This is a genomic window from Amycolatopsis balhimycina FH 1894 (assembly GCF_000384295.1).
Classification (GTDB): Bacteria; Actinomycetota; Actinomycetes; order Mycobacteriales; family Pseudonocardiaceae; genus Amycolatopsis; species Amycolatopsis balhimycina.
Genome location: NZ_KB913037.1, coordinates 5,813,704 through 5,826,282, shown reverse-complemented (window position 1 = coordinate 5,826,282; position 12,579 = coordinate 5,813,704). Strand labels below are relative to the sequence as shown.

13 protein-coding genes are annotated in these 12,579 nt (G+C 68.8%); 9 read left to right on the top strand and 4 right to left on the bottom strand.

Annotated features, from left to right (window positions below; all coding sequences use genetic code 11):
* The first annotated feature begins 27 nt into the window (after positions 1-27).
* The 4 genes from A3CE_RS0126450 (at position 28) to A3CE_RS0126435 (ending at position 4,483) form a co-directional block, all read left to right on the top strand.
* Entirely contained in the window at positions 28-792 is a 765-nt protein-coding gene (locus A3CE_RS0126450) for an enoyl-CoA hydratase (protein ID WP_020643127.1), read from the top strand.
* 263 nt (positions 793-1,055) lie between these two features.
* Positions 1,056-2,981, top strand: a complete 1,926-nt coding sequence (locus A3CE_RS0126445; RefSeq protein WP_020643126.1) for a 2-oxoacid:acceptor oxidoreductase subunit alpha — start codon at positions 1,056-1,058, stop codon at positions 2,979-2,981.
* Positions 2,978-4,042: a 2-oxoacid:ferredoxin oxidoreductase subunit beta gene (locus tag A3CE_RS0126440; protein WP_026468877.1), complete on the top strand. Its 1,065-nt coding sequence runs from the start codon at positions 2,978-2,980 to the stop codon at positions 4,040-4,042. The genes A3CE_RS0126445 and A3CE_RS0126440 overlap by 4 nt, the downstream gene beginning before the upstream one ends.
* A 93-nt stretch (positions 4,043-4,135) precedes the next feature.
* Positions 4,136-4,483, top strand: a complete 348-nt coding sequence (locus A3CE_RS0126435; protein WP_020643124.1) for a VOC family protein — start codon at positions 4,136-4,138, stop codon at positions 4,481-4,483.
* A gap of 54 nt (positions 4,484-4,537) precedes the next feature.
* On the opposite strand, the gene A3CE_RS0126430 is transcribed toward A3CE_RS0126435, so the two are convergent.
* Positions 4,538-5,779, bottom strand: coding sequence for a sunset domain-containing protein (locus tag A3CE_RS0126430; protein WP_020643123.1), 1,242 nt, complete (start codon positions 5,777-5,779; stop codon positions 4,538-4,540).
* 23 nt (positions 5,780-5,802) lie between these two features.
* Complete coding sequence (locus A3CE_RS0126425) at positions 5,803-6,855, bottom strand: polyprenyl synthetase family protein (protein WP_020643122.1); 1,053 nt, start codon at positions 6,853-6,855, stop codon at positions 5,803-5,805.
* Between the two features lie 263 nt (positions 6,856-7,118).
* Here A3CE_RS0126425 and A3CE_RS57475 point away from each other — a divergent pair, with 263 nt between their 5' ends.
* Positions 7,119-7,766, top strand: a complete 648-nt coding sequence (locus A3CE_RS57475) for a hypothetical protein (protein WP_020643121.1) — start codon at positions 7,119-7,121, stop codon at positions 7,764-7,766.
* A 73-nt stretch (positions 7,767-7,839) separates the two neighbouring features.
* Here the strand turns inward: A3CE_RS57475 and A3CE_RS51680 are convergent, their stop codons facing one another.
* The gene (locus tag A3CE_RS51680) at positions 7,840-8,847 is read right to left on the bottom strand and encodes a hypothetical protein (RefSeq protein WP_020643120.1); all 1,008 of its coding nucleotides are present in this window, start codon (positions 8,845-8,847) and stop codon (positions 7,840-7,842) included.
* A gap of 467 nt (positions 8,848-9,314) precedes the next feature.
* On the opposite strand from A3CE_RS51680, the gene A3CE_RS0126410 reads away from it, so the two are divergent.
* From A3CE_RS0126410 to A3CE_RS0126400, 4 genes are read left to right on the top strand one after another with little or no spacing between them, the layout of a single operon-like run.
* Positions 9,315-9,740 carry a hypothetical protein gene (locus A3CE_RS0126410; RefSeq protein WP_020643119.1) on the top strand — a complete coding sequence of 142 codons (426 nt, stop codon included), beginning with the start codon at positions 9,315-9,317 and terminating at the stop codon, positions 9,738-9,740.
* Positions 9,740-10,366 carry a DUF3558 domain-containing protein gene (locus A3CE_RS55380; protein WP_084642127.1) on the top strand — a complete coding sequence of 209 codons (627 nt, stop codon included), beginning with the start codon at positions 9,740-9,742 and terminating at the stop codon, positions 10,364-10,366. The genes A3CE_RS0126410 and A3CE_RS55380 overlap by 1 nt, the downstream gene beginning before the upstream one ends.
* Positions 10,366-11,640 (top strand): hypothetical protein, encoded by a 1,275-nt coding sequence (locus A3CE_RS0126405; RefSeq protein ID WP_020643118.1) that lies wholly within the window; start codon positions 10,366-10,368, stop codon positions 11,638-11,640. The genes A3CE_RS55380 and A3CE_RS0126405 overlap by 1 nt, the downstream gene beginning before the upstream one ends.
* 25 nt (positions 11,641-11,665) lie before the next feature.
* Positions 11,666-12,421, top strand: a complete 756-nt coding sequence (locus A3CE_RS0126400; protein WP_020643117.1) for an ESX secretion-associated protein EspG — start codon at positions 11,666-11,668, stop codon at positions 12,419-12,421.
* On the opposite strand, the gene A3CE_RS0126395 is transcribed toward A3CE_RS0126400, so the two are convergent.
* On the bottom strand, positions 12,374-12,577 hold the full coding sequence (locus A3CE_RS0126395; RefSeq protein ID WP_020643116.1) for a DUF397 domain-containing protein: 204 nt from the start codon (positions 12,575-12,577) through the stop codon (positions 12,374-12,376). The genes A3CE_RS0126400 and A3CE_RS0126395 overlap by 48 nt on opposite strands.
* Positions 12,578-12,579 lie beyond the last annotated feature (2 nt).

Below are 12,579 nucleotides of genomic sequence, written 5' to 3'. Positions count from 1 at the left end.
GCGAGCGGTGCGTGCCACGCTGACCGCATGACCGACAGCATCGTCAGCGTGCACGCCGGCGGCGTCGCCCTGCTGACCGTCGACGCGCCCGGCAGCCGCAACGCGTTGACCCTCGACCTCTCCGCGCAGCTCGCGGCCGCCGTCGACGCGGCGGAACGGGACGAGTCGGTGCACGCCGTCGTGGTCACCGGCACGCCGCCGGCCTTCTGCGCCGGCGCCGACCTGTCCGCCCTGACCCACGCCGACGAGCAGGGCCTGCGCGCCATCTACGAAGGCTTCCTCGCCGTGGCCCGCTGCGCGCTGCCGACGATCGCGGCGGTCGGCGGCGCGGCCGTCGGCGCCGGGCTGAACCTCGCGCTCGCCGCGGACGTCCGGCTGGCCGGGCCGCGGGCGAAGTTCGTGGCCCGGTTCCTCGAGCTCGGGCTGCACCCCGGCGGCGGCATGACGTGGATGACGCAGCGGCTCGCCGGCCCGCAGCAGGCCGCCGCCATGACCTTGTTCGGGCAGCCGCTCGACGCCGAGGCGGCGGTACACGCCGGGCTGGCGCTCCGGGTGGTCGGCGGCGAGCACGACGACCTGGTGGCCGCGGCCAGGGAGCTGGCGGCGCCGGCGGTCGCCGCGCCCCGCGAAGCGCTGCTGGCCACCAAGCGCAGCCTCCGGACGACCGCCTCGCTGGCCGCGCACGCCGACGCCGTCGACGTCGAGATCGAGCCGCAACTGGCGTCGCTGGCTTCGCCCGGCTTCGCCGAACGGGTGGCGGTGATGCGGGCGCGGATCCGGTCCCGCCGCTGAATCTCAGCAGTTGGACACCCCACCGGGAGACACGCATCACAACGTGGACACACCGATAGCCGTTACCATCGGTTACAGGTGTTTCCCGGACCAGCACAGAGGACTTTCAAGGCAGGGCAGAGGTCGCCGTCCAGCCGGGACGCGCGGAAACATGGACACCGGGCGCGAGCTAACCTCGTGGTAGGGCCTGGTGATCCGCCTGTCAGGGCACTGGGCAGGCGAACCGAAGGCCGCAACGTCGGGAGAGAGGGAATCCCTGACCCATGAGCACGAGTGCGAACGGCAACGGCGCTGGTCACGGCTCGCTCGCCGCAACCAGGCCGACCGAGATCAGCAAGCTGGACCGGGTCGTCATCCGGTTCGCGGGCGACTCGGGTGACGGCATGCAGCTGACCGGCGACCGGTTCACCTCGGAGGCCGCCGCGTTCGGCAACGACCTGTCGACGATGCCGAACTTCCCCGCCGAAATCCGCGCCCCGCAGGGCACGATCCCCGGCGTCTCCTCGTTCCAGGTCCACTTCGCCGACTACGACATCCTCACCCCCGGCGACCGCCCCGACGTGCTCGTGGCGATGAACCCGGCCGCGCTCAAGGCGAACCTCGGCGACGTCCCACAGGGTGGGACGATCATCCTCAACACCGACGACTTCATCAAGCGCAACCTGACCAAGGTCGGCTACGCGACCGACCCGCTCGACGACGACACCCTCGCCGCCTACCAGGTGCACCGGGTCGCGATGTCGACCCTCACCCAGGGCGCGCTTGCCGAGACCGGCCTCGGCAAGAAGGACGCCGAGCGCTGCAAGAACATGTTCGCCCTCGGCCTGCTGTCCTGGATGTACCACCGGCCCACCGAAGGCACCGAGCGGTTCCTGCGCGAGAAGTTCGCCAAGAAACCGGACATCGCCGAGGCCAACATCCTCGCCTTCCGCGCGGGCTGGAACTACGGCGAGACCACCGAGTCGTTCGCGACGACGTTCCAGGTCGCCCCGGCGAAGCTGAAGCAGGGCACCTACCGGCAGATCACCGGCAACACCGCGCTGGCCTACGGGATCGTGGCCGCCGGGCAGCAGTCGGGCCTGCAGATCCTGCTCGGCACGTACCCGATCACCCCGGCGTCGGACATCCTCCACGAGCTGTCGAAGCACAAGAACTTCGGCATCCTCACCTTCCAGGCCGAGGACGAGATCGCCGGCATCGGCGCCGCGCTCGGCGCGTCCTACGGCGGCGCGCTCGGCGTCACCTCGACGTCCGGTCCGGGGGTCGCGCTGAAGTCCGAGACCATCGGCCTCGGCGTGATGATGGAGCTGCCGCTGGTCGTCATCGACGTCCAGCGCGGCGGCCCCTCGACCGGGCTGCCGACCAAGACCGAGCAGGCCGACCTGCTGCAGGCGATGTTCGGCCGCAACGGCGAGTCGCCGGTGCCGATCGTCGCGCCGCTGTCGCCGGCCGACTGCTTCGACGCGGCCATCGAGGCCACCCGGATCGCGCTGAAGTACCGCACCCCGGTGCTGCTGCTGTCGGACGGCGCGATCGCCAACGGCTCCGAGCCGTGGCTGATCCCGGATGTCGGGACGCTGCCGGACCTGCGGGTCGAGTTCGCGACCGAGCCCAACGCCGAGAACGGCTCGGGCGAGTTCTGGCCGTACGTCCGCGACCCCGAGACCCTCGCCCGCGCCTGGGCCATCCCGGGCACACCGGGCCTGCAGCACCGCATCGGCGGGCTGGAGAAGGCCGACCGGACCGGCCACATCTCCTACGACCCGGCCAACCACGACAAGATGGTCCGGCTGCGGCAGGCGAAGATCGACGGCATCGATGTCCCCGACCTCGTCGTCGACGACCCGAGCGGCGGCAAGGCCCGGGTGCTCGCGCTCGGCTGGGGCAGCTCGTTCGGCCCGATCGGCGCGGCCTGCCGGCGCGTGCGCAAGCTCGGCATGCCGATCGCGCAGGCGCACCTGCGGCACCTCAACCCGCTGCCGGCCAACCTCGGCGACGTCCTCCGCAGCTATGACAAGGTCGTGGTGCCGGAGATGAACCTGGGCCAGCTGTCCCTGCTGCTGCGCGCGAAGTACCTGGTGGACGTCCACTCGCACACCAAGGTCGCCGGGATGGCGTTCAAGGCCGAAGAGCTGCAGAACCTGTTCTCGGAGATCATCACCGGCGTTACTACGGAGGCGGCGAAGTGACCGCAATGGATCTGGGGATACCCCATCTCGGCGGCCTGGACCTTGTGCCCACGACCGACGAGCCGCAGAAGGCCAAGGACTACAAGTCGGACCAGGAGGTCCGTTGGTGCCCGGGCTGCGGCGACTACGTCGTGCTCAACGCCGTCCAGTCGTTCCTGCCGACGCTCGGCCTCAAGCGCGAGAACATCGTGTTCGTCTCGGGCATCGGCTGCTCGTCGCGCTTCCCGTACTACCTCAACACCTACGGCATGCACTCGATCCACGGCCGCGCGCCGTCGATCGCGACCGGGCTGGCCACCACCCGCCCCGACCTGTCGGTGTGGGTCGTCACCGGCGACGGCGACGCGCTGTCCATCGGCGGCAACCACCTGATCCACGCGCTGCGCCGCAACGTGAACATCAAGATCCTGCTGTTCAACAACCGGGTCTACGGGCTGACCAAGGGCCAGTACTCGCCGACGTCCGGGCAGGGCATGGTCACGAAGTCGACGCCGATGGGTTCGGTGGACACGCCGTTCAACCCGCTGTCGCTGGCGATCGGCGCGGAGGCGTCGTTCGTGGGCCGCGCCATGGACTCCGACCGCAAGGGCCTCACCGAGGTCCTGCAAGCCGCGGCAGAGCACCGGGGGTCGGCGCTGGTGGAGATCTACCAGAACTGCCCGATCTTCAACGACGGCGCGTTCGACGTCCTCAAGGACGCCGACGAAGCCGCCGCCCGGCTGATCCCGCTGCACGCCGGCGAGCCGATCCGCTTCGGCCCCAACCAGGAGTTCGGCGTCAAGCGCGGCGACTGGGGTGGCCTGGACGTCGCCAAGGTCGCGGACATCGGCGAGGACAACGTGGTGGTGCACGACCCGTCGATCACGGACACGTCGTACGCGTTCGCGTTGTCGCGCCTCGGCGACCAGAACCTCAACCACGTCCCGACCGGGATCCTGCGGAGCGTCGAGCGCCCGACGTACGACGACGGCGCCCGCGCCCAGGTCGAGCAGGCCCGCGCGGCCCGCACGCCGGACCTGCAGGCCCTGCTGCGCGGCAAGGACACCTGGACGGTCGCGTAACCCGTACTGCGCGAAGGCCGCCATGCTCTGGCATGGCGGCCTTCGGCGTTTCTGGGTTGCCTTGACTGGGACAGTTGTCCTAAGTTCTAGGTCATGCGACCTGAGTCACCCTTCGTCTTCTTCGACGTCCGTACCTCCGACACCGAGGGCAGCAAGCGGTTCTTCACGGAACTGCTGGGCTGGCACGCGAACGACACCCTGCTGACGACCGGGGGCGTTCCCTGGGGCGGCCTGACCCCGCTGGCCCCGGACGACGACCGGGCACCACAGTGGCTCCCCTACGCCCCGGTGTCCGATGTGGACGCTGCCGCGGCGAAGGCGGTCGAGCTGGGCGGGACCCTGGTGCGTGAACGCACCGAGCTGCCGTTCGGCTCCCTGGTGGTGGTCACCGACCCCGGCGGCGCCGCCCTGGTCCTGTTCCAAGCACTGGAAAAGCCGTGAATGGCACATTGAGGGACTTCAAGTCCCTCAATGTGCCATTCACGGACTTGATGTTCAGCTGAGCGGCCGGAACCCGACGCGTTCGGCGTCCTCGGCGGTGCGGAACCAGACCTCGGCGACCATCTTCGGGAACTGGGCCGATTCCTCGGTGCAGTACCGCAAAGCCGTGACACTCGCCTTCACCGCGAACGCGTCACTGGGCGCTCCGCCGCCCGGGCGCGGCATCGCCGAGCCGGGGCCGAACGGGCCGTGCGGGACGGCGTCGGCCGCCTCCTGCCGCGCGGGTGGCGGCTCGGGCGCCACCACCCCGGCCGCGGCGGCCACCTGGTTCGGCTGCACCGACGGCTCGAACAGCGAGCCGCTGTGCGCGCCGGCCAGGTCGGGCTCGCGCCGCTCCACCGTGCGCATCGACGGCTGGATCGGCTGCGGCGCGTCGAACCCGCCGCGCACCGTCGTCTCGCGCGGCTGACGCTTCGGCAGCACCTGCGTCGCCTCGGCCGGAGTCTCTTCGGGCACGTCCAGCTCTCCTGTGACGTCGTCGCCGCCGAAGGCGTATCGCGGCACTTCCTCGTCTTCGGGCTCGACCTTCCGCACGGAACCGGGGTGCTGGCCGATGATCCGCGTGCGCTCGACCGGCTCCTCGAACGCCGACCGCTGGGACGGTTGTTCGGGCGGCAGGTCGTGGTCGAACCAGTCCGGCACGGGTGCCTCGCCCGGGGTCTGGAACAGCGAGCCCGCGGAGTCCGGTTCGAGCCGCGAAAGCGCCGGCGACACGGGCTCGTGTTCGACCGCCTCCCCCGCCGGGGCCAGGTACTCCGTCGCGGTGGCGCGGTAGGGGTCCTCCGGCTCGTCGTCGGCGACCGGCGTCAGGAACTGGGTGGCCGCGGTCCGGTACGGGTCGTCTTCTTCGAGCTCGGGTTCGGGCTCGGGTTCGCGGTCCGGCTCCGGCGGCATCCGCGACGGCACCTGGGCGTCCAGCTCGGCGAAGTCCTCGTCGATGTCGTCGTGGACGTCGTCGCGGTGGATCGGCGGTGCGGCGACCAGCGTGCCGGGGTAGGACGTCTCCTGGCGGGACGGCTCCGGCTCGCGGCGCGGTTCCGGCCGCGCGAACGAATCGTGGCCCACCGCCGCCGCGTTCGCGGGGATGCGCGCGGCGTCGGCGTGGGACTGCGCCAGCGCGCTCTCGAGCTTGCGGACGCTCTTGCGGAGCGGCAGTACCAGCACCAACCAGGTGAGGAGGACCCCGACGAAGAACGCGGCGAGGCTCCACAGCCAAACCTGTCCGAATATGGACATCTTTTCCTGCCCCTGTTTAGTGCTTAATGCGTGCGCGCGACCAGGTAGTCGGCGACCGACTCGCACGCGTCCCGAGCGGGTGACGCGGGGAGCGCGCTGAGCTCGGCTCGCGCGCGCCGAGCGTAGTCGGAAAGGGTGACGCGTGCTCGATCGAGTCCGTTACTGACCCGCAGCAGCTCCAGCGCCTCCTGGACGAGGACGTCGTCGCCGATCGGGCCGGACAGCAGTTCGATGAGCCGCGGGTCGGTGTCCGGGTCGGCCAGCGCGTAGAGCATGGGCAGCGTCCGGACGCCTTCGCGCAGGTCGGTGCCCTGCGCCTTGCCGAGCTCGTCGGACGGCGAGGCGATGTCGATGATGTCGTCGGAGATCTGGAACGCGGTGCCGATGATGTCGCCGAAGCGGCGCAGCGCCTCGACGTGCTCGTCGGCGGCGCCGGACATCATCCCGCCGAACCGGCCGGACGTGGCGATCAGCGAGCCGGTCTTCTGCGCGATCACGGTGAGGTAGTGCGCGACGGCGTCGTCACCCGGTCCGGGGCCGACGGTCTCGCGCATCTGCCCGGTGACCAGCTCGCCGAAGGTCTCGGCGATGATCCGCGCGGCGTCCGTGCCCAGGTCGGCGACCAGGCGCGAGGCGTGCGCGAAGAGGAAGTCGCCGGTGAGGATGGCGATGGTGTTGTCCCAGCGCGCGTTGACGCTCTCGGCGCCGCGCCGCATGTCGGCCTCGTCCATGACGTCGTCGTGGTAGAGCGTGGCCAGGTGCACCAGCTCGACCGCGGCGGCGGCGATCACCACGTGGTCGTCCTGCTTGGGGCCGAACTGCGCGGCCAGCAGCGTGAACAGCGGACGGAAGCGTTTGCCCCCCGCTTCGACCAGGTGCAACGCGGCGTCGTTGACGGCCTGGACGTCGCTGCGGACGACCTCGCGCAGCAGCTTCTCGACGTCGGCCAGCCCGTCAGCGATCGCGCGCAGCAGGGCTTCGTCGGCGATCTGCAGGCCGACCGACGCCCGCAGGTCGTCGAGGGCGCCACCCGGCGCAGCGGGGAGGGATCCCGCCCCGGGGGCTGGGGAAGGCACAGACACGTCGGCTCCGCTCTACTCGTGCACCGGTCGGGTTGCCCCTTGAGCGTAGTGGCTACCGCGCGCGGTCGTTTACCCGCTGTCCAGCGGAAACGGTGACGAACATGACACCGCGGCAACGCCCCGTCGCGACGGCCGGGCCATCACCCACCGGGTGGTTCATGATCCACGAAAGGGTGATCGGAGATTCCGGACGCAACGGACGCCGGCGGCGGGCGGATATTCAGGGGGTGAACAGAGGTCGGCAAGGAGGAACGCCCATGCGCGTCACCATCGTGAGGCTCGCCGGAACGCTGGCGGCGGCCGCGCTCGCCGTGACACCCACGCCGGCGCAGGCGGCCCCGCAGCCGGGGGTGGCGAACATCGGCTCGGCCGAGTTCACGAAGGCGGGCTCGACGATCAAGGTCCCGGCGCAGGGCCCCTGTTCGATCGGCGGCCCGACGAGCGCAACGGCCCAGCCGGTGTCGAAACCGGGCATCACGTTCGGCGGCGGCACCTCGTCCTGCACGACGACGGTGACGGACCCGAACACGAGCGCCACGACGACGACGTCGACAGCGACGGGCAAGAACTTCGAGCTGTCGGCACTGCTGAGCGCGGGCGGGCCGCGGGTGAAGCTGTCGACGTTCACGGTGACCTGCACGGCAACCCAGACGCGGACGAACGCGACCTGGACGTTCGGCGGCATGTCAGGCCTGACGAACCCCCCGAACCCGGTGCCGGTGGGTTACGTGTCGCCGATCAGGAAGCCGGACGGGACGGCGCTGGCGAACGCGGTGTTCAACATCCAGAACCTCCCGGGCGACGGCAGCATCGGACTGACGATGCTGCGCATCGACTTCCTCCCGGCGTCGGGCATCAGCGGCCAGGTGACCCTGGGCCACACGAGCTGTTCGCCGACCCCGTAAGCCGGGAGTGCCGCGGCCTGGGACCAGTCCGAGAGGGTGGCCGCGGCACTCTCGCTACTCGTGTGCCGCTGACTCAGCGGCCTGGCCCGAAATGGCGCTCCAACACCGACGAGACAACGGCCTCGGCCTTCAGCGCGGCCTCCGCCGGCAAAATCGGCAGGGCGCCCACGTCAAGGCCACGCTCGGGCTCGGCCCTGATCCGCAGCCGCACCTGCCCTCGGACGTCGAGATTCCCGTACGGCGAAGCGTAGACGGAAAATTCGTCGCCACGCAGACTGCGAAAGACCACCGCCGGTTTCTGGCCGAGCGTGATGATCCGCCGGTCCGTCCACAGATTCGGATCCGAACCGAAAATCCCGGGGTGGTCGCCCAAGGCCGTTGCGCCCACCTCGATCTGAAGGCGGTGCTGCGGTTCGACGAACCAGCAGGCTCCGGGTGTCGCCACTGGTTCGAACGCGCTCCCGAAGGCCGTTTCGACAGCTCGCCGGAACACCGCACATTCGATGTTCGGATCGCGGGCTCCGGCGCCCAGCAGCACATCGGCACCGCCGGCCGGCACCTCGAGGTCAACCGCGGGGTCGCAGTCGTTCCCGTCGGTGTTGACGACCATGTTCGCGCAGGCTCCGACACGGCCGGAGTCCTGACCGCCGGCCGGGTACGCGAGGCCCTTCGGAAGCGAGCGAGCCCCAGCGGCGGCGAAGTCGCGCACGATTTCACAGTGGGCGTTGTCCTCCCGCGTGCCGTAGGCCAGTTCGAAGCGCACAGCCCGGACGAAACTGACCGGGACGAGCACACTGCAGCCCACGATCCGCCCCTGCTCGTGGCGCTCGACCTGGTAACCCTTCACACCCGACAGATCGACGACCGCCCCGTCATTCCGCAGCGGAGCGCCCTCCGGCGGCTCGTCACGAACGGTGATCAACGGAATCGGGTTACCGGCCCGCACGAGGTCACACTCGCGCCGGCCGTCGAAGACTCTGGCCTGCCGGGTGACCGGCGCAGCGCCTGCCGCCTTCCGGCGGTCGTAGACGCCGAGGTCGATCAGCGCGCACAGGTCGAGCGCGGCGAGCGCGGAATCCACCGCGTTCTCGTCCCGATCCGCCGGACGCGGCTGTTTCGGATGCCACGGAAGCGGCAATGACAGCGTTACGGAACGCTGCCCCAAAGCGGTCTCAGCGGCACAGCCGGATGTGGTCAGGAAACACGCCAGCAGGAAACAAGCAAGTCGTCGCGCAGGTCTCATTACACAGAGTATGCACACAGATTCGTGCTTTGAACAGGGAATATCTGCCTGGCGAGTGAGATTCAGCCGAATTGATTATCACTCATTGTCACTGAGTTCACCACTGCCATTCCGAGCGGAACGGATCTTCTTGCAAGGGGGAACAGGCGGTAGGGAACCCTGGTAATCTCCGATACGTCGAACTACGCAGGGTGCCGGACTAGGAGCACCCTGCTGCCAAGGGGAGAGCACAGTGACGACGACGGCTTCGGGGCGCCCCAGCCCTGTCACGCCCTGCCGGTTTGAGACGACAGGGGTGCAAGACGATGCCTGACGGCCGGCCGCCGGTCTACGACCCGAACACGCGCCGGGCACCGCTGACGCCGATCACCCCGCAGGCGGGCATCTACGGCGCCCCCGCGGGCGCGGGCGCGAGCGGCCCGGGCTTCAAGTACGACCGAGCCACGCTTGAGCAATTGAAGACCGACTGGAACGACATGGCCAACGAGTTCCAGGTCGATCAGGCCAGAGCCAGGACTATCGCAACAGCCCAAGGCCCCGGCGTGGAGTACGCAAGCGAGGGCAACGCCGACCACGTTCGCCGATCTGGTGAGGCACTCCTCGACACTCTCATCGGTCGCGAGAAGTACTGCCGAACGATGGCAGCCAAATTCGAAGCCGCCCTGGGCAAGTACGCAAGAGCCGAAGACACACATTCAACCGAGATCACGCGGACCGGAGGCAGCTTGTGATGCGCCGCACAATCATTCTGGTCAGCGCATCATTACTGAGCCTGACTGCGTGTACTACCACCAACGAGGGCAAACCCCAGCCGTCCTCCAGCACCGACAGCCAGTCTTCGTCACCCAACTCGGCCGACGGGCTCCCGGGGGCCGGAGTCCCGAAGGTCGAGAGCCCGCTGGACACAACCCACTTCAAACAGGCACCGTGTGACTCACTCAAAGACAGTCAGGTCAACGCTCTCCTCGGCTCTGGAGTTACACCAAAACCGGATCTGAATGGCCCCGGCGGCCCCGGTTGCAGTTGGAATACACCCAAGGTCTCACAGGCTGGCTTATCAGTTATTTTCAACGAGGTCGACAAAGTTGGCTTGACAGCCATCTACCAGAAGAAAAACACAACTTTCCCCTTCTTCTTGCCGATGGACCCGGTCGATGGCTACCCAATGGTTGCGTATGGCATGGTCGACGAACGGACAACACACGGTCGTTGCGCAATCGCCGTAGGCACGAGCGATCAAGAGATCATTGACGTTTCGATCGCACAGTCGGAGGAGAACGTCGGCAAGAAAGATCCCTGCGCAGCCGCACACGAAGTCGCCGCGCAGGTATTGACTAATTTACGGGCGGTGAGGTGATGGTCGCCGAAGGGCCGCTGACCGCAGCTCAGATCTACGAGCAGATCACTGGCGGCAAGGGAACTCAGGCCCTGGCCGACGCTCAGGACGGTGCGAGCCAGCTGACTCAGCGGATGATCGACCGGGCCGCTCGGATCAACGCTCTTCGGGCCAAGACCATGAGCGGTTGGCAGGGCGGCGCCGGAGATACCGCCGCGGACTCGACGGCACCGCTGATCCAGGCGGCGATGGACGATGCCATCCATCTCAAGAACGCGCAAAGCGCCGTCGGTGCGCAGATGGGCGCCTTCGGGACCGCGAAGAACTCCGTGAAGCCCGTTGCGGCGCAGCCTCCTGACATCACCGCCGATGACCTTTACAACACGCTCGCAGGCGATGGCAAGTCGTACCAGACCAAGGTCGCCGGATGGCAGGCCGACAGCCAGGCCAACATCGATGCCTTTCGCGCCTACCACTCCGCCAGCACCACCAATGGCGGGCAGATGCCCGCCCAGTACGCGCAGCTGACCGACTCCGGTGCGCCGATCACCTTGGACACCGGGTCGCCGCCCCCGGACACGACGACCGGCACCGATACCGGACGCCGTGCGCAAGATCGGCAGCGAACCCAGCCGCCCAGCGTCCCCGGCCAGACTCAGTACCGGCCCGGCACGCAGACCGGCCAGAACAAGACCGGTCAGAACCAGACAGGGCAGAATCAAACCGGCCAAAATCAGGTCGGACAGAACCAGGTCGGTGGCCGGACGCCGGGAGCCACCAATCCGTCCACTTCAGACGACACGCACGCCAACAGCTATGTACCCAAGCCCGTCATGCCGCCCGCGGCGAGCACCGGGTATCAGTTCGGTCCGACCGGGCAACCGATCAACTCCCTCGGGCAGGGATTCGGGCCGTACGGCAGCGGCGAGTTCGGGCCCGGGACCGGCGGATACGCGACCGGCGGTTACGGGCCAGGTTCGGGCAGCGGTGGATATCGCGGCACGGGCAGCGGCTCCGTGAACGAGCCGGGTGCGCGCGGGATGGGGCCGGGCCCCGGCTCGGGGCGTGGCGTGGTCGGCGAGAACGTCGCCGGGGGACGTCCCGGTGCGGCCGGTGCCGCCGGCAGGGGTGGTGCCAACGGGATGCCGATGGGGCATGCGGCCGGCGGCAAGAAAGAAGAGGACAAGGAGAAGAAGGCCGCGGCCTACCTCCGGAACCCGGATCCCGACGACACCTTCGGTGGCGACATCGAGAAGCCGGTGCCGCCGGTGATCGGCGAGAAACCGAACAAGTAGCACCACGCGAAAGGGGAGGAACCACGTGGTGCTCAAACAGGTCGAACTTTCGCTGAACACTCTGCTCACCGCGATGAACCAGGTGGGGTGCGGCGAACCGCACCAAGTTTTCGCCGGAGGGTTGCGGTACATCCCGCCGTCCTCGGCGAACCAGGTGAATCGTGAGGCGTTCGAGGAACTGAGCCAGTACGGCTTCACTCAGGGAGACCGCTTCACGCCGGGATTCGAGGAAGTCCTGCATCTGCTCGACCGTCCGGCAACCGAATACTTCGCTTATGCCCGCGACACGGAGGAGCAGATCGGCGTGCTCGTCGCGGCCCAGGGAAGGTTCGCGGTCACCGCGCTGTGCCAGGGCGAGCGTGTCTGGCTGAAGACCGTTTCGCCGGACAACAACCCGGCGGACGCGCTGGTCGCCAACCTGCCTCAGTACGCTCCGGCGTGCTTCACGCCCTTCTCGCTACCTCAGGACGAGTTCCGGCACGAAGCAGAAGCCGACGATCTCTACGACACAGGTCCCACCCGAAGCCGCGCGGCCCAGCAACTCGACGAAATCTTCGGCCAACCCTACTTCGGCGTCGGACAGTTCTACGCGGCGAAGCGGTCGAACGGCGGGCCCCGCACGCTCACCCAGGATTCGCTGAGCTACCTCGACGTCGAGGCTGGGCGCGTAGCCGTCCTGCTTTCCGGGGCGCCGGGCAACCGGTACATCACCGTGCTGCCCGGCGAGCCGGGGCTACTGGGCCAGAAAGTCGCTTCGCTGCGCGCCGGCCTGGATCACTAACGCCGCAAACGACGCCGGTGACAACACCAGCGCGCCGCCGTCCGGGTCCTTCGAGTCCCGGACGGCGGCACGCGTGGCGCCGAACGCGACCTCGACGCAGGATGACTGGGTGCCGCTGTAGCTGGACTTGCGCCAGCTCGCCGAGAACAGGTCCATAC